We start from the raw sequence: 19,127 nt of genomic DNA, 5'->3' as shown, positions 1-19,127 counted from the left end.
GACCCCGACAAACCATTTGTTCACTCGAAACTCTGCAGGAAAACTCACCCGAATGCGGCGCGCGCTGCCTCCCCTGAACGCCCTTCGCGCCTTCGAGGCCGCTGCCCGCCTCGGCAGCTTCAAGGCCGCTGCGGACGAACTCGGGGTGACGCACGGTGCCGTCAGCCAGCAGGTGCGGGGGCTCGAGGGCTGGCTGCGGGCGAGCCTGTTCGAGCGGCACAACCGGCGCGTCGTGCTCACCCCGGCAGCCCGCGCCTATCTGGCGGAGGTCGGCCCGGCCCTCGACCGGATCGCGGCCGCGACGGCGCAGTACGGCCACGAGGCGGGCGCGGTGCTCCGGGTCAATGCGCCGGCGAGCTTCTCCCTGCGCTGGCTGGTGCCGCGGCTCGCGCGCTTCCGGGCGCGGCATCCCGCCATCCGGGTCAGGCTCGAGACCTCGAACCAGCCCCTCGAGGCCCTGGCCGACCCTTACGACGTGGTCATCCGCGGCGGGCCCGATACCTTCTACGGCACCACGGTGCGGGTCTTCCTGTCCGAGCGGCGGCTGCCGGTCTGCAGCCCCGGCCTGCTGGACCGGGCGCCGCTGCGCAGCCCCGCGGACCTGCGGCGCCACACGCTGCTGCACAGCGCGAGCCTGCCGCGGCTGTGGGACGACTGGCTGTCAGAGGCCGGCGTCGCGGGGCTGGAGCCGGAGGCGGCGCTGACCCTCGACCATTTCTATCTCACGCTCCAGGCCGCCCTCGACGGCGTCGGCCTCGCCATGGGCCCGACGGCTTTGATCGCCGACGACCTGGCGCGGGGCCGCCTCGTCGCGCCGTTCGAGGGGCCGCGCCTGCCGGCCCGAAGCTACTGCACCTATGTGCGGGAGGGGAGGGCTCTCGCCGGGCCGATCGCCGCCTTCCTGACCTGGATCGAAGAGGAAGGGGCCGCTTGAGCCCGGTCCGATTGCCGCGCGGCCGGGAACGCGGTGGTCAGGGCAGGGGTGGGGCGGATACATGATCCATCATGGAAAAGACCTTCACCGCCCACCGCGAGGACCGGCCCGGCGCCTTGTGGCTCGCGCGCTTCCGGGACGGGCGGGACGAGGCGGCGCGGTGGTATCTCGGGGATGGAGCGACCGACCGACCGACGGCCGCCGAGTGCCGGGCCGCCCTGGCGCGTCACATGCCCGAGCTCGTCCCGCATTACGACGACCTGTGCGGGATGGTCGGCGACGATGACCTCGCCCACCGCATCCTCAGTCATTACCGCCCGGCCGCGCACCGGCAGGGATGCAGCCAGGCGGTGTGGCTCGGCGAGGACGGCCCGGCCCTCGTCCGCAACTACGATTATCCCCTGACCTCGATCACCGGCCGCATCGAGCTGACCGCGTGGTCGGGGCGGCGGGTGATCGGGATGGTGCAGCGCCCCTGGGGCGGCTGCCTCGACGGGATGAACGAGGACGGGCTGGTGGCCAGCTGCACGCTCGGCGGCATCGCCCGGCGGGGAGAGGGCTTCGCCATCATCCAGATGCTGCGCTATGTGCTGGAGACCTGCGGGTCGGTCCCCGAGGCGGTGACCGCGCTCTGCCGCCTTCCGGCGGTGCAGCTCCACAACGTCACTGTGCTCGACCGGACGGGCGATCACGCCACGGTCTTCCTCGGGCCCCGGCGCGAGCCCGCGGTGACGCGCCAGAGAACCTGCACGAACCACCAGGAGCGGATCCTGCCCGCCTCACGCTCCGCCTTGCGCCAGCGGGTGCTGGAGGAGGCCCTGGCCGATCCCGCGACGAGCCTCGCGACCCTGGCGGCGCGCTTCTTCGCGCCGCCGCTCCACTCGCGCAAGCTCAGCTTCACCACGGCCTACACGGCATTGTACCGGCCGGCTTCGGGCCGGGTCGACTACCTCTGGCCCGGCCACAGCTGGAGCCAGAGCTTCGACCGGTTCGAGGAGGGGGCCTACACCCACGATTACGGCGAGCTGGAATCGTGACCCGTCGCGCCCTCTGGCGCGATCACCCCTGATCCGCCGTCCGTGCCACCTGTGGCAGCACCTGTTCCGGCCGACCCGAGGCCACGATCCGGCCGCCCTCCAGCACGTGCACGGTGTCGGCCCCGGCGAGGCTGGTGAGGCGGTGGGCGATCATGATCAGGGTGCGGGTGCCAGAAAGCCCCTGCACCGCCCGCATCACCACGCCCTCCGTCTCGTCGTCGAGGGCGGAGGTCGCCTCGTCGAACACGATCACGTCGGGGTCGTGGTAGAGCGCCCGGGCGATGCCGATGCGCTGGCGCTGGCCGCCGGAAAGCCGGGCGCCGCGCTCGCCGACGCGGGTGGCGTAGCCCTCCGGCAGGGCTGCGACGAAGTCGTGCGCGCCGGCGAGTCTGGCGGCCCGCTCCACCGCCGCCTCGTCGATCGCGTCGAGCCCGAAGGCGATGTTCTCGGCGATCGTGCCGTCGATCAGGAAGATGTCCTGCGGCACGTAGCCGATGCGGTTCTGCCAGGCCGGCAGGGTGGCAGGGTCGAGCGTCACGCCGTCGACCGCGATGCGGCCGCTCGTGGGGGCGAGGAAGCCGAGGATCAGGCCGACCAGGGTCGACTTGCCCGAGCCGGTGCGACCGACGAGGCCGATCGTGGTGTGGGCGGGAATCATGAGGTCGATGCCCGACAGGGCCGGGCGGCCGGGCTCGTAGTCGAACCCGACATTCTGGAGGCGAATGGCCTCGCGGAACGGCAGGCGCCCAGGTGGGCGGGGGCTCGGAGCGCGCTCGCCGTCCAGCCCGTCGACGACGAGCTGCACCGCCGGCAGGGTGAAGCGCAAGAGCGCGAGCGCGTTGAACACGTTCTGGAACGCCGGCAACATCCGGTAGCCCGCGAAGGCGAACAGGCCGAGCAGCGGCAGGATGCCGGCGGTGTCGAGCCCCTGCGAGAGCGCGAACAGCACCACCACGATGACGCCGCCGAAGGCCAGGGCCTCGATGACGAAGCGCGGCAACTGCCCGGTGAGCAGGCTCTCGGCGCTGGCTTGCGCGTAGGCGCGGGCCGGCGCCTCGAACCGGCTCGCGAAGCCTTCCGCCCGGCCGTAGAGCTTCAGCTCGGTGAGGCCGCCGAGCGTCTCGTGCACCACCCGGAACCGGCCCTCGTTGCCGGCCACGGCGCGGGCGCCGATGCGCGCCAGCCGCGCCCGCACCACCAGGAAGATGCCGACATAGAGCCCGCCGAAGCCGGCCCCGAGGATCAGCGCAAGGCGCGGCGAGACGACGAGCAGGAAGACGATCACGGCGATCGCCGAGGTCGCCCGCGAGGCAATGACCGTGGCGGGCGTCAGGACGCCGACGACGAGCCGGTCGGTCTCGCTCAGGATCGTCTTGGCGAGCGCGGCGCTGTTCGCCGTGGTGAAGAACAGCCGCTCGCGGTCGATGGTGCGAAACAAGAGCCTTCGCGCGAAGCCGTAGCCGACGCTGTGGCTGAAGCGCAGCTGGGCATAGGTGAGCCCGGCATTGACGCAGGAGGTGGTGAGGATCGCGAGCAAGGCCGCCAGGCCGACCACGATCAGGAAGGTGCGGTCGTGGACGAGCCCGAGCCCGTCGCGGATCGCCGCCAGCGCCGGGACCCGCGCCGCTGCGCCTGGATCGCCGACCAGCGTCAGGAACGGCACCACCGAGGCCACCCCGACGACCTCGAGCAGGGCTGCGAGCGCCAGCCCGGCCCCGATCAGCCCGGCGCGGCGGCGCTCGCGCAGGGTCATGGCGCGGAGGAGGTCGATCAGGGCGCGCATCGTGGGCTCACGGGAGACTTGGAATCGGGGGAGGGGAGGGGATTACCGGGGGCCGATCGCCCGCAGCAGGCCGGGCAGCGCCCGGGCGAGCAGACCCGCCCCGCGCAAGGTCTCGCGGGCCTCGGCGGCTGAGCGCCGCGCCAGCGCCTGGGCGAGGCGCAGCGGCACCTGCGCGCCGAAGGCCGTCGCCACCAGGGCGAGCGCAGTCGCCCGGCCGTGATGCTTGGCGGCGTAGCGGATCTGGCTCTCGAGGAAGCAGGCGAGCCGGTGAGCCTTGGCCGCCCGGGTGGTGCCCTGGCCCTCGTGCCGGACAGTGATGCCGGCGAGGTGGCGCACCGCGAAGCCCGCATCCCGGGCCCGGGCGCAGAGATCGACATCCTCGTAATAGACGAAGAAGCGCGCGTCGAAGCCGTCGAGGCGCGAGAAGAGCGAGCGGCGGATCATCAGGAAGGCGCCCATCACCTGATCGACCGCCCGGTCCTCGGCGTGGTCCCACTCGGTCATGAAGTGGGAGGGCACCAGCCCCGCACGGTCGAGGAGCAGCGCCTGGCCGATCAGCGAGCGGGCGGTCGGCCGCCGGGCGCAGGAGCGCTGCACGCGGCCTGCCTCGTCGAGAAGCTGCGCGCCGACGATGCCGGTGCCCGGATCCGCCATCAGGGCCGCGTGGGCGCCGGCGAGGCTCTCCGCCGTGACTCGCGCATCGGGGTTGAGGAACAGGATCGCGGGCGCGCCTCCCCGCGCCGCCCCTGCGTTGCAGGCCCGGCCGAAGCCCTGGTTGTCGGGATTGGCGATCACCTCCGGGCCATGGCGTAAGGACGGCAGGGCCTCCAGAGAGCCGTCGCGCGAGGCGTTGTCGACCACGACGACCCGCAAGGGAAGGGCGTCGCCGAGGCGGTCTTCGGCCTCGGCCAGGCTGGCGAGGCAGGCCCGCAGCAGGGCGCCGCCGTTCCAGTTGACGATCACGACGTCGAGGGCGGGGGGCATCACGGCACTGTCCGTCATGGCAATCCTCGCGGCGGGCCGAGCCGGCCGCGCAGGCCGTCCACCACCGCGCCGGCGAGCTGCGCGAGCACGCCCGGGCGGTAGCCGGCATCGGCCCAGTACAGCAGGGCCTGAAGCGGCAGGTAAGCGGCCTGGCGCCAGCGCCAGCGCCGTGGCACGTGCGGCAGCCGCCAGGCATAGACGCTGTTGCGCAGGTAGGCCGCCATCCGGAAGAGCGGCTGGCGCGGCATCTCGATGCCGAGGAGCCGGGACCGGATCACCCCGGCGCCGACCCGGTGGGGCAGGGCGGTGCCGGTCTCCATCCAGCAGCCGTAGCCGCGAGCCCAGGCGCGGAAGCACCATTCGAGGTCGACGCCGTCGATGAAGAAATCGCTCCGGAACGGGCCGATCCGCGCGTAAGCCTCGAGATCGACGAGCGAGCCGGAGGTGGCCAGGAACTCCACCGGCACCAGCGAGCCGTCATCCGGAAGGCCCGGCCGGCGCGGATAGGCCGGCGCCTTGCGGCCGGGCGCCGCGTCCGGCCTGGGCCCGACGACGGCGGGCGGGGGGCTCGCGGTTCGCAGCCGCGCCAGCGCCGCCTCCAGGCCTGAGACCTGCTCGGGCCGGAACGCGGCATCCTGGTCGAGGAGCAGCAGCTGGGCCGCGCCCGCTTCCGCTGCCGCCCGCGCGATCGCGTCGAGGGCGCCGCCGACCCCGATGTTCCGGCCCGCCGACAGCACGCGCGCGCCGCGCGCGGTGAGATGGGCGGCGTCCTCCGCCGGCAGGCCGCCATTGTCGAACACGATGGTCAGGCGAGGTTCCGCCTCGACCCGCGCGCGCAGGGCCGCGATCTGCGCCGCGTCCGGCCGGAAGACCGTGATGCCGACGGCGGCGATGGGCCGACAAGCGGAAGCGGGAGGGGGAGAGGTCGGCAGGATCGTCTCGGCGGAGGGCTGGCGCACGCCCGCGTCCGGCGCGGCGTCGGTCACGGATGGTCGCGTCGCCGTAGGGCCGTCGGGGCAGGCGGGTCAATATCCCGGCGCGGCAGCGACATTGCGGCGGGATCGGCCGCCCAGGCCGGCGGGGGTGGGCTTTTCGCCTCTGGCGGGCGAGTGGCGGCGTTTAAGGGGGTGATCGGGCTTTCGCTGTGACCCAAGCGAACACCGACTTCCGTTGGCGATGATACGCCGTATCGTGCCACCGCAATGGTTTACGATTTCGACTCGCTCCGCCCTCCCGCCACCTGGCGGGGCCTGGCCGGTCCCCTGGAGGCGGCGTCCGACGCGCTGGTGCGCGTCGACGAGCGTCTCGCCCGCGCCGAGCCGGTGCTGGCCGACGGTGCCCGGGCGCGGGCCCACCTGCTCGACGCGCAGGCCGCCCTCCACCTCGACGGCGAGCTCGTCGCCCTGGAAGATCTGGTGTTGCACGAGGCGGCGATGGACGTGCGCCGTCCGACCCTGGCCCTCGCGCGCGCCGTCGCGGTGCTGGCCGACCGTCGCCGCCTCGCCGCCGCAGCCCCGGGCCGGGCCTTCTCCGGTGACGGCTGGGCGCTGCTGACCGGGCTCGCGGCGAGCGCGCCGGACGACGAGGAGGACGAGCGCGACCCGGAGGATGGGGAGGAGCCGGCCTTCGTCGCCGTCGACCGGCTGCTCGCCCGCACCCGCCGCACCCTCGCGGATTACGAGGCGGGTGCGCCGGCCCCGCGCGCTGCGACGGACGCCCCGCTCGCCGCCTGGCGGCGGATCCTCGACGAGACCCGCGACCTGCCGGCTTTACTCGCCGCTGCGGTCGCCCTCGATGCCTGGCTGGTGCTCGATCCGGCTCCGCGCCGATGCCATCGCGGCCTTCTCGCCGCGGCCGCTCTGCTGCGGGCCCGGGGCAAGGCCACCGCCCACCTGCCGGCCCTGGCGCTGGGCCTGCGCGAGAGCCGGGCGCACTGGTCGCGGGCGCTGCCGCTCCCCGAGCGCCTAGCCGGCCTCCTCGGGGCGGTCGAGACCTCGGCCCGCCTCATGGGGCGCGACCTCGACCGCCTGGCGCTGGCCCGCGAGGTGATGCTGCGCGCCTGCGCCGGGCGGCGCAGGACCTCGCGCCTGCCCCAGCTCGTCGACCTGTTCGTCGGCACGCCCCTGGTTACGGTGGCGAGCGCCGCCCGGGGGCTCGCGGTCAGCCCGCAGGCGGTGGAGGCGATGCTGGCCGAGCTGGGTCCGGCCCGGCCGCGGGAATTGACGGAGCGGCGGCGGTACCGGGCGTGGGGGATCGTGTGAGCGTCCGTCCGTTGCCACCCGGCAGATGGCAGCTCGCCGTTCGGACGAGGCCAACATTCGTCGTAAGCCTCTTCCCTTCCGAGCCCGGAAAGGGGCGGGTGTAAACTCATCGTGCCCCTATCGCGCAGGTCGCCGTGGTCGTGAGAGCCCTCAACCCCTGCACGACCCACGCCGCCCCGATTGCGCCCGTCCCCGCTTGCCCCGACAATGCCCGCCCCCGCGCACCCGCGGGCAAGAACAAGGCATGCGCGTCGTGATCGACCAGGTTTCCCAGCGCCAGCAGGACATCCTCGCCCTCGCCCGCCTGCACGGGCGGGTCAGCGTCGAGGACCTGGCGGCGCGGTTCGAGGTGACGCCGCAGACGATCCGCAAGGACCTGAACGAGCTCTGCGACAGCCGGCTGCTGTCGCGCATCCACGGCGGCGCCGTGGTCGCCTCCGGCGTCGAGAACGTGTCCTACGAGGCGCGCCGCCTCGTCGCCCACGGCGAGAAGCGGGCGATCGGCGCCGCCGCGGCGCGGCTCATCCCCAACAGCGCGTCGCTGTTCATCAATATCGGCACCACCACCGAGGAGGTGGCCCGGGCGCTCGGCGACCACGAGGACCTGCTCGTCATCACCAACAACCTCAACGTGGCGACCCTGCTCTACCGCCACCCGAAGATGAGCCTGATCGTTGCCGGCGGGCCGGTGCGGCGGGCCGACGGGGCGGTGATCGGCTCGGCGGCGGTCGATTTCATCAACCAGTTCAAGGTCGATTACGCGGTGATCGGCGCCTCGGCGATCGACGAGGACGGCACGCTGCTCGACTTCGACTATCGCGAGGTCCGCGTCGCCCGCGCGATCATCGAGAATGCCCGCCGGGTGATCCTGGTCGCCGACAAGCTGAAGCTCGAGCGCTCGGCGCCGATCCGCGTCGGCCACCTGCGCGAGCTCGACTACTTCGTCACCGACGCGCTGCCGTCCGCTGCCCTGCGGGAGATGTGCGCGACCCACCGCGTCGCCCTGGTCGAGGCGGAGATCGAAGCCGGTGCGGAGGCGGGCGCGCAGGACACCCCCGACGCCGCGGAGTGACGCGAAACCGAAAGCCATAGACTTTCATTCGCACTCTCCCGCTTTCGGTTTCGCTTGCGTCAGCGTTCGCGCGCGTCTAAATTCGCGCCAGGATGCAAACGAAAGAGCCGAAAGGCTCCGACAGGGAGGTGGCTTTGGCCCCCAGGCGCCAGCAGCCCGGCGACGAGCGCGGGGTGTTCGACCTCGCGGTGATCGGCGGCGGCATCAACGGCTGCGGCATCGCCCGCGACGCGGTGGGCCGCGGCGCTTCCGTGGTGCTGTTCGAGCAGAACGACCTGGCCAGCGGCACCTCCTCGACCTCGACCAAGCTGATCCACGGCGGCCTGCGCTACCTCGAGCACTACGAGTTCCGCCTGGTCCGCGAGGCCCTGATGGAGCGCGAGGTGCTGTGGGGCATGGCGCCCCACATCGTCTGGCCGCTGCGCTTCGTGCTGCCGCACCATTCGGGTTTGAGGCCCGGCTGGCTCCTACGCTTGGGGCTCCTGCTCTACGACAACCTCGGCGGCCGCAAGCGCCTGCCCGGCACCCGCACCCTCGACCTCACCCGCGATCCCGCCGGCGGGCCCCTGAAGCCCGGCTTTCGCCGCGCGTTCGAATACTCGGATTGCTGGGTCGAGGATTCGCGCCTCGTGGTGCTGAATGCCCGTGACGCCGCCGAGCGCGGCGCGGTGATCCGCCCGCGCACGCGGGTCGTCACCGCCACCCGCACCGAAGGACTGTGGGAGGTCACCGTCGAGGACCGCCAGACAGGCGCCCGCGACACCGTGCGGGCGCGCACCCTCGTCAACGCCGCCGGTCCGTGGGTCGCCAACGTGCTCACCGGCGTGGCGCGGGCCAACTCGACCGAGGGCGTGCGCCTGGTCCAGGGCAGCCACATCGTGGTGCGCCGCCTGTTCCAGCACGACCGCGCCTACATCTTCCAGAACGCCGACCAGCGCATCATCTTCGCGATCCCCTACGAGCACGACTTCACGCTGATCGGCACCACCGACCGCGACTACAAGGGCGACCCCGCCGACGTGAAGGCGAGCGAGGAAGAGATCGCCTATCTCTGCGCCGCCGCCAGCGAGTATTTTCGCGATCCCGTCACCCGCGACGAGGTGGTGTGGACTTATTCGGGCGTGCGCCCGCTCTACGACGACGGTGCCTCGAAGGCCCAGGAGGCCACCCGCGACTACGTGCTGACCCTCGACGCGCCGGAGGGACAGCCGGCGATGCTCTCGGTCTTCGGCGGGAAGATCACCACCTATCGCCGCCTCGCCGAATCCGCGCTCGACCGCCTGAAGGATCACCTGCCGGCGGCCGGGAAGGCCCCCTGGACGTCGGGCGCCACCTTGCCAGGTGGCAACTTCCCGAAGGAGAGCTACGACGACGTCGTGGCGGGGCTGGCGCGCCAGCATCCGGGCCTGCCCGAGGCACTGGTCGCCCGTCTGGTGCGGGCCTACGGCACCGAGGCGCGGGAGATCCTGAGCGGCGCCCGTGCGATGGCCGATCTCGGCCGGCTCTTCGGGGCGGACCTGACCGAGCGCGAGGTGCGCCACCTGATGCGCCGGGAATGGGCTGCCACCGCCGACGACGTGCTCTGGCGCCGCTCGAAGCTCGGCCTTAGGGTCACGCCCGCCGAGGCCGCCGCCCTCGACGACTTCATGCGCCGCGCCGCCGCCGCGCCCAACGCGGCCTGACAAGAATAGAGACGGGAGGGCGCCATGACCCTGATCCTGGAGAACGTCACCAAGCGGGTCGGGCCCGAGACGCATATCCGCGACGTGAGCTTGGCGCTGCCGAAGGGCTCGCTCAACGTGCTGCTCGGCCAGACGCTCGCCGGCAAGACCACGCTGATGCGCCTGATGGCCGGGCTCGAGGCGCCGAGCGAGGGCCGGATCATCGCCGACGGCCAAGACGTGACCGGCCTGCCGGTGCAGCGCCGCAACGTCGCGATGGTCTACCAGCAGTTCATCAATTACCCCTCCCTCTCGGTCTACGAGAACATCGCCTCGCCGATGCGGGTCGCCGGCGTCGCGAAGAGCGAGATCGAGGCGCGGGTGCGCGAGGCGGCGGGTCTCCTCAGGCTCGAACCCTATCTCCAGCGCAAACCTCTCGAACTCTCCGGCGGCCAGCAGCAGCGCACCGCCATCGCCCGGGCCCTGTGCAAGCGCGCCGACCTCGTGCTGATGGACGAGCCGCTGGCGAATCTCGATTACAAGCTGCGCGAGGAACTGCGCGAGGAACTGCCCCGCATCTTCGCGGCTACCGGCGCCATCTTCGTCTACGCCACCACCGAGCCGGCGGAGGCGCTGATGCTCGGTGGGCGCACCGCGACCCTGCACCAGGGCCGCGTCACCCAGGTCGGCCCGACGCCGGACGTCTACCGCCGGCCCGACGACCTGATCACGGCCAAAGTCTTCTCCGACCCGCCGCTCAATACACTGAGCGTGACGAAGGCCGGCGGTCGCGTCACTCTGCCGACCGGCGGGCAGGTCCGGGCGACCGGAACGCTGGCGAGTGTGCCGGATGGTGCTTACACGATCGGGTTCCGCGCCCACCACCTCGCCCTCGATCCGCTGCCGAGCGAGGCGATCGCGCTGCCCGCCACCGTCTCGGTCGCCGAGATCACCGGCTCGGAGAGCTTCGTTCATATCGACGCCGGCGAGAGCCGCCTGATCGCGCTCGTGGCCGGCGTGCGCCGGCTCGAGCCCGGCACGGCGGTGACCGCCTATCTCGATCCCCGCCACGCCCTCGTGTTCGACGCGGCCGGCCGCACGGCGGCCCTCGACCTGCCGGCCGCAGCCTAGAGAGGAGAGGGGACATGGCCCGCATCACCCTCGACCACCTCGCCCACGCCTACGGCCCCGACCCGAAGGGCCCGCAAGACTACGCGCTCAAGGAGATCGACCACGTCTGGCGCCAGGGCGGCGCCTACGCGCTGCTCGGCCCCTCCGGCTGCGGCAAGTCCACGCTGCTCAACATCATCTCGGGGCTGGTGGTCCCGACCCGCGGCCGCATCCTGTTCGACGACCGCGACGTCACCACGGTGCCGACCGAGGGGCGCAACATCGCCCAGGTGTTCCAGTTCCCGGTCGTCTACGACACGATGACGGTGCGGGAGAATCTGGCCTTCCCGCTCAAGAACCGGCGCGTCGCGCCCGCCACCATCCGGTCGCGGGTGGAGGAGATCGCCGGGCTCCTGGATCTCACCCGCGTCCTCGACCGCCGCGCCAACAACCTGACGGCGGACATGAAGCAGAAGATCTCGCTGGGCCGCGGCCTGGTGCGCCCGGACGTGGCGGCGATCCTGTTCGACGAGCCGCTCACCGTCATCGACCCGCATCTGAAGTGGCAGCTGCGCTCGACCCTGAAGGAGCTTCACCGCAAGCTCGACCTGACGATGATCTACGTCACCCACGACCAGACCGAGGCGCTGACCTTCGCCGACACGGTGGTGGTGATGCATGACGGCGCGGTGGTGCAGACCGGCACGCCCGACGAGCTGTTCGAGCGGCCGGCCCACACCTTCGTCGGTCACTTCATCGGCTCGCCGGGCATGAACCTGCTGCCGGCTCAGGTGACGGGCGCGACCGCCACGATCGAGGGCCACGCCATTCCGCTTTCCCGCCACTACCCGGACTTGCCGGCCGGCAAGCGGATCGAACTCGGCGTCAGGCCCGAATACGTGCATCTGGCGCCGAAAGGCCTCGGCCTGCCGGTGCAGGTCAAGCGCATCGACGACATCGGCCGCCAGCGCCTCGCCCGGGTCGAGCTCGGGGGCCGTCCCCTCGTCGCCACCGTGGCGGAGGGCCAGAGCCTCGATGGAGCCGAGGCGGCGCTGACCCTCGATCCGCGCCAGATCCACATCTACGCCGACGGCGCCCTGGTGCCCGGCCTGGCCGGAGGCGCCGCATGACCAAGACCGTCAACCAGAAGGCCTGGCTCCTCGTCCTGCCGGTCTTCGCCGTCGTCGCCTTCTCGGCGGTGCTGCCGCTGATGACGGTGGTCAACTACTCGGTGCAGGACACGTTCGGGAACAACCAGTTCTTCTGGAACGGCCTCGGCTGGTTCCAGGAGCTGCTCGACCCGTCGAGCCAGTTCGGCGAGCGCTTCTTCGACTCGCTCTGGCGCAACCTCCTGTTCTCCGCCATCATCCTGGCGATCGAGGTGCCGCTCGGCATCGCGGTGGCGCTCTCGATGCCGCGGGAGGGCCGCGGGGTCGCGTTCTGCCTCGTTCTGATGGCCCTGCCGCTCCTGATCCCGTGGAACGTCGTCGGCACGATCTGGCAGGTCTTCGCCCGCACCGATATCGGCCTGCTCGGCTCGTTCCTCAACAGGATCGGCATCGACTACAATTACGCTGGCAGCGCGCTCGCCGCCTGGGTCACCATCGTGACCATGGACGTCTGGCACTGGACCAGCCTCGTGGCGCTCCTGTGCTATGCCGGCCTGAAGTCCATCCCCGACGCCTATTACCAGGCCGCCCGCATCGACGGGGCGAGCCAGTGGGCGATCTTCCGCACCATCCAGCTGCCGAAGATGCGCCGCGTCCTGCTGATCGCCGTGCTGCTGCGGTTCATGGATTCGTTCATGATCTACACCGAGCCCTTCGTGCTCACCGGCGGCGGGCCCGGCAACGCCACGACCTTCCTGTCGATCGACCTCGTCAAGCTGGCCCTCGGGCAGTTCGATCTCGGCCGGGCGGCGGCGATGTCGCTGGTCTACAACCTGATCATCCTCAGCGTCTGCTGGGTGTTCTACACCGTGATGACCAACGTCGACGCCGGCAACCGCACGGTGCTCACCGAGAGCGACCCGGCGGATGCCAGTGCCGCCGGCAGCCTGCCCCCCGCCACCACCATCCCGCTCGACCGGAGGGCCGCCTGATGCGCCCGCGCCACGTCGTGATGACGCTCTACCTCCTGTTCCTGATGGTGCCGATCTACTGGCTTGTGAACATGAGCCTGAAGACCAATCAGGAAATCAATTCCGGCATGACGCTCTGGCCGCATGCCATCACGTTCGACAACTACATCCGGATCTTCACAGATCCGAGCTGGTACGGCGGCTACCTGAACTCGCTGTCCTACGTGGCGATCAACACGGTGCTGTCGATCGGCCTGGCGCTTCCGGCGGCCTACGCCTTCTCGCGCTACAGCTTCATCGGGGACAAGCACCTGTTCTTCTGGCTCCTGTCGAACCGGATGGCGCCGCCGGCGGTGTTCGCGCTGCCGTTCTTCAACCTCTACTCGGCGGTCGGCCTGTTCGACACGCCCTGGGCCGTGGCGCTGGCCCACTGCCTGTTCAACGTGCCGCTGGCGGTGTGGATCTTAGAGGGCTTCATGTCCGGCGTGCCGCGGGAGATCGACGAGACCGCGGCGATCGACGGCTATTCCTTCCCGCGCTTCTTCATCAAGATCTTCATGCCGCTGATCGCGTCGGGCATCGGCGTCGCCGCCTTCTTCTGCTTCATGTTCTCCTGGGTCGAGCTGTTGCTCGCCCGCACCCTGACCTCGGTCGACGCCAAGCCCATCGCCGCCACCATGACCCGCACGGTTTCGGCCGCCGGCATGGATTGGGGCCTGTTGGCCGCGGCGGGTGTCCTCACCATCGTGCCGGGCGCCCTCGTGATCTGGTTCGTGCGCAACTACATCGCCAAGGGCTTCGCCCTCGGCCGGGTGTGATCGGGGAGCTTGTCCGATGCCTGATTTCGCCTGGATGGCCTGGACTTGGCAGACCGCGCTCTTCTTCGCGGTCATCGCCGGCCTCCTCGCCCTGATGACCGCGCTCGCCGTGTGGCGCCCGGAGACCGAGCAGGTCGGGATCCTGCGGATCCCCACCACCCGGGGCGACCGGCTGTTCCTGACGCTGGTCGGGGCCGCCTTCATCAACCTCGCCTGGCTCGGCCTCGTCGGCCCGAGCCTCGAATGGGCGCTCGCGCTCTCGCTCGTTTACGGGGCGGCGATGTTCCGGTTCGCGTGAGGGCGGACGCCCGCCCTCATGGGAGACAGCGACATCACTCCTTCGCGAGTGATGCGTGAAGCAAGAAGCTGACGTGTCTGACCGGTCAGGCCCGACACAGGTTCAACAGGGAGGAAACAGCAGTGAAACGCCACGTTCTGCTCACCGCCGCGAGCGCCCTCGCTCTCAGCCTCGCCGCCGGCCACGCCTTCGCCGGCATGGAGGAGGCGAAGCGCTGGGTCGATACCGAGTTCCAGCCCTCGACCCTGTCGAAGGAGGAGCAGCTCAAGGAGATGCAGTGGTTCGTCGATGCGGCGAAGCCCTTCGCCGGCATGGAGATCAACTTCGTCTCCGAGACCATCACCACGCACGAATACGAGGCCCGCACCCTCGCCAAGGCCTTCTCCGAGATCACCGGGATCAAGCTCCGCCACGACCTCCTGCAGGAGGGCGACGTGGTCGAGAAGATCCAGACCCAGATGCAGTCGGGCAAGAACATCTACGACGGCTGGATCAACGATTCCGACCTCGTCGGCACCCATTTTCGCTACGGCCAGACCGTCGCCCTGTCCGACTTCATGAAGGGCGAGGGCAAGGACGTCACCTCGCCGACCCTCGACCTCGACGACTTCATCGGCAAGTCCTTCGGCACCGGCCCGGACGGCAAGCTCTACCAGCTGCCCGACCAGCAATTCGCCAACCTGTACTGGTTCCGCTACGACTGGTTCACCCGGCCCGATCTCAAGGAGAAGTTCAAGGCCAAGTACGGCTACGAACTCGGCGTGCCGGTCAACTGGTCAGCCTACGAGGACATCGCCGACTTCTTCACCAACGACGTGAAGGAGATCGACGGCGTCAAGGTCTATGGCCACATGGACTACGGCAAGAAGGACCCGTCGCTCGGCTGGCGCTTCACCGACGCGTGGCTGTCGATGGCCGGCAACGGCGACCGGGGCATCCCGAACGGCAAGCCGGTCGACGAGTGGGGCATCCGCATGGAAGGCTGCCGCCCCGTCGGCTCCTCGATCGAGCGCGGCGGCGACACCAACGGCCCGGCGGCGGTCTATTCCGTCACCAAGTACGTCGAGTGGCTGAAGAAGTTCGCCCCGCCGCAGGCGGCCGGCATGACCTTCTCGGAATCCGGGCCGGTGCCGTCGCAGGGCAACGTCGCCCAGCAGATGTTCTGGTACACCGCCTTCACCGCTGACATGGTCAAGCCGGGCCTGCCGGTGATGAACCAGGACGGCACGCCGAAGTGGCGCATGGCCCCCTCGCCGAAGGGCCCGTACTGGAAGGACGGCATGAAGCTCGGCTACCAGGATGCCGGCTCGCTCACCCTGCTGAAGTCGACCCCGCTCGATCGCCGCAAGGCGGCCTGGCTCTACCAGCAGTTCATCGTCTCGAAGACGGTCAGCCTGAAGAAGAGCCACGTCGGCCTCACCTTCATCCGTGAGAGCGACATCTGGGACAAGTCCTTCACCGAGCGGGCGCCGAAGCTCGGCGGCTTGGTCGAGTTCTACCGCTCGCCGGCCCGCACGCAGTGGACTCCGACCGGCGTGAACGTGCCGGACTACCCCAAGCTCGCCCAGCTGTGGTGGCAGAACATCGGCGACGCTTCCTCGGGCGCCAAGACCCCCCAGGCGGCGATGGACGCGCTCGCCAATGCCCAGGACGACGTGATGGCGCGCCTGGAGCGCTCGAAGGTGCAGGGCGAGTGCGGCCCGAAGCTCAACCCGAAGACCTCGGCCGAGCACTGGTACGAGCAGGCCAAGAAGGACGGTACGCTCGCGCCGCAGCGCAAGCTCGCCGACGAGAAGCCGAAGGGTGAGACGATCGACTACGACACCCTGATCAAGAGCTGGCCAGCCTCGCCGCCCAAGCGCGGCTGACCTCGCGGGAGCCGGGGCCGTGAGGCCCCGGCTCTCCTTTCCGCGGATGGCCGGATTCCGCTATCCTGGCGGCCGGCGCTGCCACGGAGACCGCCATGGCCTATCACAGGATGGAAGACGTTCTCGACCGCCTGCCCGAGCTGCTCGCCAAGGCGAGCGCGGGCGAGGAGGTGATCATCACCCGCCTTGATGAGGATTTGATCCAGCTCGTTCCGGCCGAGCCGCGACCGGTGACGAAAGAAGAGTTGGAGCGCCTGCGCGCGAACCGGGTGACGCCACGCAAGCCCTTCGACTCCACGACCCTGATCCGGCAGATGCGGGATGAGGGATTGTGAGCCGCGTCTACTGCGATACCAACATCCTGGTACCGGTCTTCGTGAACGAGGCGCAGAGTGCCCGGATCGAAGCCTGGATCGGCTCGCCGGGGATCGATCCGGTCGTGTCGGACCTCGTCGTGCTGGAATTCTCTGCCGCGATCTCGCGCTTGGTCAGGGAACGGCTGCTTGATGATGGTGAAGCTCGCGCGATCAACGGCGAGTTCGATGCCTGGTGCAAGGCCCGCGCCCGCCCGCTGACCATCACTCGCAAAATTTTCGCCCGCGCCCGCACCATCGTCGAGGACGCCGCCCTCGGCGTGCGCGGTCCCGACGCCCTGCACCTCGCGCTGCTGCAGGTCACCGGCCTGCCCTTCGACACTTTTGACGTGCGGCTCCGCCGGGCGGCCGGCACGCTCGGCCTCGCCACGCTGGAACCGCCGCCCCTCTAGCCGCGCCAACCCCGAGCCTTTTCGCGATGTCCTCCCTCATCCTCGCCATCGACCAGGGCACCACCTCCTCGCGCGCCCTCCTGTTCCGCCCCGATACCTCGATCGCGGGCCTTGCCCAGGCCGAGTTCCCGCAGCACTTCCCGGCCTCGGGCTGGGTCGAGCACGAGCCGGAGGATCTCTGGCGCACGACGCTCGACACCTGCCGGGCGGCGATGACGCAGGCCGGGGTCACGGCGCGCGACGTGGCGGCGATCGGCATCACCAACCAGCGCGAGACGACGCTGGTCTGGGACAGGAGCACCGGCGAGGCGGTGCACCGCGCCATCGTCTGGCAGGACCGGCGCTCGGCCGGGATCTGCGCCCGCCTGAAGGAGGCGGGGCACGAGCCCCTGGTCACCGCCAGGACCGGACTGATCCTCGATCCCTACTTCTCCGGCACCAAGATCGCCTGGATTCTCGACAACGTGCCGGGGGCCCGCGCCCGGGCGGAGGCCGGCGAACTCGCCTTCGGCACCGTCGATTCCTACCTCCTGTGGCGCCTCACCGGCGGGCGGCTGCACGTCACCGACGCCACCAACGCCTCGCGCACGCTCCTCTTCGACATCCACCGCGGCGCCTGGGACGAGGAGCTGATGGGGCTCTTGGGCGTGCCGGCCTCGATGCTGCCGGAGGTGCGCGATTCCTCGGGCGATTTCGGCACCACCGATCCGGAGCTGTTCGGCGCCGCGATCCCGATCCGCGGCGTCGCCGGCGACCAGCAGGCGGCGGTCGTCGGGCAGGCCTGCTTCCGGCCCGGCATGGTCAAGTCGACCTACGGCACCGGCTGCTTCGCTCTCCTCAATACCGGGTCCCAGCCGGTCGCTTCGAAGAACAAGCTCCTCACCACCATCGCCTACCAGCTCAACGGCCAGCGCACCTACGCCCTCGAAGGTTCGATCTTCGTCGCGGGGGCGGCGGTGCAGTGGCTGCGCGACGGGCTCGGCGTGATCGAATCGGCCGCCGAGACCGGGGCGCTCGCCGAGCGGGCCGACTCAGGCCAGGACGTCTACCTGGTGCCGGCCTTCGTCGGCCTCGGCGCGCCCTACTGGGAGCCGGACGCCCGCGGCGCCCTGTTCGGCCTCACCCGCGGCACGGGACCGGCCGAGCTCGCCCGCGCGGCGCTCGAGAGCGTCTGCTACCAGACCGCCGACCTTCTCGCCGCCATGCGGGCCGACTGGCCGGACGGGGAGGGGAGCGCCACGGTGCTGCGGGTCGATGGCGGCATGGTCGCCTCCGACTGGACGATGCAGCGCCTCGCCGACCTCCTCGCCGCGCCCGTCGACAGACCCGAGGTGAAGGAGACGACGGCGCTCGGCGCCGCCTACCTCGCCGGCCTCGCCTGCGGCCTCTACCCGGAGCCCGAGCACTTCGCCGACCACTGGCGCCTGGAGCGCCGCTTCGCCCCGGCGATGGAGCCGACCATGCGCGAGCGCCGGCTCGCCGGCTGGCGCAAGGCGGTGAGCTGCCTGGTGGGGAAGTAGGGTGACAGAGAAAGGGGGCCTTTCGGCCCCCTTCCGTTCCTACTTCTCCAGCCGGGCGATCAGGCTCGACGTGTCCCAGCGCCCGCCGCCCAGGCTCTGCACCTCGGCGTAGAACTGGTCGACGAGGGCCGTCACGGGCAGCTTCGCCTTGTTGCGGCGGGCCTCCGCCAGCACGATCGACAGGTCCTTGCGCATCCAGTCGACGGCGAAGCCGAAATCGAACTTGCCCTCGTTCATGGTCTTGCCGCGGTTCTCCATCTGCCAGGAGCCTGCGGCGCCCTTGGAGATCACGTCGAGCACCGCCTCGATGTCGAGCCCGGCCTGCTTGCCGAAATGCACCGCCTCCGACAGGCCCTGGACCAGGCCGGCGATGCAGATCTGGTTCATCATCTTGGCGAGCTGGCCGGCGCCGACGGGCCCGAGCAGCCGGCAGGCCCGGGCGTAGGCCGCGATCACCGGCTCGACCCGCGCGAAGATCTCAGGATCGCCGCCGCACATCACGGTGAGCACGCCGTTCTCGGCGCCGGCCTGGCCGCCGGAGACCGGCGCGTCGACGAAGCCGAAGCCGCCCGTCTCGGCGGCGGCCGCGAGCTCGCGGGCCACCTCCGCCGAGGCGGTGGTGTGGTCGACGAAGACCGTGCCCCTGCCCATCGCCGAGAAGGCGCCGTCCGGCCCGATCGTGACCTGGCGCAGGTCGTCGTCGTTGCCGACGCAGGCGAAGACGATCTCCTGACCCTCGGCCGCCTCACGGGGCGTCGCCGCCGCCTTGCCGCCATGGGCGCTCACCCAGGCGTCGGCCTTGGCCTTGGTGCGGTTGTAGACCGTGACGTCGTGGCCCTTGGCGGCGAGGTGACGGGCCATCGGCCCCCCCATCACGCCGAGACCCAGAAACGCGACCTTTGCCATGCGCTCGTCCTCCCACGCCGTTATCCCGG

General features: G+C 70.8%; 18 protein-coding genes. 14 read left to right on the top strand and 4 right to left on the bottom strand.

What is annotated here, in order from left to right; translation table 11 throughout:
* Positions 1-52: 52 nt before the first annotated feature.
* Both gcvA and MFF64_RS05735 read left to right on the top strand, forming a co-directional pair.
* Positions 53-934: a transcriptional regulator GcvA gene (gene gcvA, locus MFF64_RS05740; RefSeq protein WP_099906941.1), complete on the top strand. Its 882-nt coding sequence runs from the start codon at positions 53-55 to the stop codon at positions 932-934.
* Between the two features lie 71 nt (positions 935-1,005).
* Positions 1,006-1,971 carry a C45 family autoproteolytic acyltransferase/hydrolase gene (locus MFF64_RS05735; RefSeq protein ID WP_099906944.1) on the top strand — a complete coding sequence of 322 codons (966 nt, stop codon included), beginning with the start codon at positions 1,006-1,008 and terminating at the stop codon, positions 1,969-1,971.
* A gap of 22 nt (positions 1,972-1,993) precedes the next feature.
* Here MFF64_RS05735 and MFF64_RS05730 read toward each other — a convergent pair whose 3' ends face one another.
* The 3 genes from MFF64_RS05730 to MFF64_RS05720 are packed head-to-tail and all read right to left on the bottom strand — an operon-like array spanning position 1,994 to position 5,724.
* Complete coding sequence (locus MFF64_RS05730; protein ID WP_099906946.1) at positions 1,994-3,754, bottom strand: ABC transporter ATP-binding protein; 1,761 nt, start codon at positions 3,752-3,754, stop codon at positions 1,994-1,996.
* 42 nt (positions 3,755-3,796) lie between these two features.
* Positions 3,797-4,756 carry a glycosyltransferase family 2 protein gene (locus tag MFF64_RS05725; RefSeq protein ID WP_238190014.1) on the bottom strand — a complete coding sequence of 320 codons (960 nt, stop codon included), beginning with the start codon at positions 4,754-4,756 and terminating at the stop codon, positions 3,797-3,799.
* Positions 4,753-5,724, bottom strand: coding sequence for a glycosyltransferase family protein (locus MFF64_RS05720; protein WP_309296442.1), 972 nt, complete (start codon positions 5,722-5,724; stop codon positions 4,753-4,755). Before MFF64_RS05720 ends, MFF64_RS05725 begins: the two co-directional genes overlap by 4 nt.
* Before the next feature lie 216 nt (positions 5,725-5,940).
* Between MFF64_RS05720 and MFF64_RS05715 the strand changes: the two genes are divergently transcribed.
* From MFF64_RS05715 to glpK, 12 genes are all read left to right on the top strand, one after another.
* Positions 5,941-6,999: an RHE_PE00001 family protein gene (locus MFF64_RS05715; RefSeq protein ID WP_099903630.1), complete on the top strand. Its 1,059-nt coding sequence runs from the start codon at positions 5,941-5,943 to the stop codon at positions 6,997-6,999.
* 244 nt (positions 7,000-7,243) lie between these two features.
* Positions 7,244-8,071 (top strand): DeoR/GlpR family DNA-binding transcription regulator, encoded by an 828-nt coding sequence (locus tag MFF64_RS05710; protein WP_238190013.1) that lies wholly within the window; start codon positions 7,244-7,246, stop codon positions 8,069-8,071.
* A gap of 92 nt (positions 8,072-8,163) precedes the next feature.
* Positions 8,164-9,753, top strand: coding sequence for a glycerol-3-phosphate dehydrogenase (gene glpD / locus MFF64_RS05705; protein ID WP_438823057.1), 1,590 nt, complete (start codon positions 8,164-8,166; stop codon positions 9,751-9,753).
* 24 nt (positions 9,754-9,777) lie between these two features.
* A complete protein-coding gene (locus MFF64_RS05700; protein WP_099906652.1) occupies positions 9,778-10,863 on the top strand; it encodes an ABC transporter ATP-binding protein in 1,086 nt (361 codons plus the stop codon).
* Positions 10,864-10,877: 14 nt separating this feature from the next.
* Positions 10,878-11,972 carry an ABC transporter ATP-binding protein gene (locus MFF64_RS05695; RefSeq protein ID WP_099906654.1) on the top strand — a complete coding sequence of 365 codons (1,095 nt, stop codon included), beginning with the start codon at positions 10,878-10,880 and terminating at the stop codon, positions 11,970-11,972.
* A complete protein-coding gene (locus MFF64_RS05690; RefSeq protein ID WP_099906656.1) occupies positions 11,969-12,943 on the top strand; it encodes a carbohydrate ABC transporter permease in 975 nt (324 codons plus the stop codon). Before MFF64_RS05695 ends, MFF64_RS05690 begins: the two co-directional genes overlap by 4 nt.
* Positions 12,943-13,740: a carbohydrate ABC transporter permease gene (locus MFF64_RS05685; RefSeq protein ID WP_099906658.1), complete on the top strand. Its 798-nt coding sequence runs from the start codon at positions 12,943-12,945 to the stop codon at positions 13,738-13,740. The genes MFF64_RS05690 and MFF64_RS05685 overlap by 1 nt, the downstream gene beginning before the upstream one ends.
* 16 nt (positions 13,741-13,756) lie before the next feature.
* Entirely contained in the window at positions 13,757-14,038 is a 282-nt protein-coding gene (locus tag MFF64_RS05680; protein WP_099906660.1) for a DUF2160 domain-containing protein, read from the top strand.
* A gap of 122 nt (positions 14,039-14,160) precedes the next feature.
* Positions 14,161-15,906 carry an ABC transporter substrate-binding protein gene (locus tag MFF64_RS05675; RefSeq protein ID WP_099906662.1) on the top strand — a complete coding sequence of 582 codons (1,746 nt, stop codon included), beginning with the start codon at positions 14,161-14,163 and terminating at the stop codon, positions 15,904-15,906.
* Positions 15,907-16,001: 95 nt separating this feature from the next.
* A complete protein-coding gene (locus MFF64_RS05670) occupies positions 16,002-16,241 on the top strand; it encodes a type II toxin-antitoxin system Phd/YefM family antitoxin (RefSeq protein WP_099906664.1) in 240 nt (79 codons plus the stop codon).
* A complete protein-coding gene (locus MFF64_RS05665) occupies positions 16,238-16,672 on the top strand; it encodes a type II toxin-antitoxin system VapC family toxin (RefSeq protein ID WP_165795838.1) in 435 nt (144 codons plus the stop codon). Before MFF64_RS05670 ends, MFF64_RS05665 begins: the two co-directional genes overlap by 4 nt.
* Before the next feature lie 26 nt (positions 16,673-16,698).
* On the top strand, positions 16,699-18,192 hold the full coding sequence (gene glpK / locus MFF64_RS05660; RefSeq protein ID WP_238190006.1) for a glycerol kinase GlpK: 1,494 nt from the start codon (positions 16,699-16,701) through the stop codon (positions 18,190-18,192).
* 39 nt (positions 18,193-18,231) lie between these two features.
* Here glpK and MFF64_RS05655 read toward each other — a convergent pair whose 3' ends face one another.
* A complete protein-coding gene (locus MFF64_RS05655; protein WP_099904834.1) occupies positions 18,232-19,098 on the bottom strand; it encodes an NAD(P)-dependent oxidoreductase in 867 nt (288 codons plus the stop codon).
* Positions 19,099-19,127: the final 29 nt, after the last annotated feature.

The organism is Methylobacterium frigidaeris (genome assembly GCF_022179185.1).
Lineage (GTDB): Bacteria > Pseudomonadota > Alphaproteobacteria > Rhizobiales > Beijerinckiaceae > Methylobacterium > Methylobacterium frigidaeris.
The sequence above is the reverse complement of the archived record's forward strand: the minus strand, read 5'-3'. Positions and strand labels throughout refer to the sequence as shown.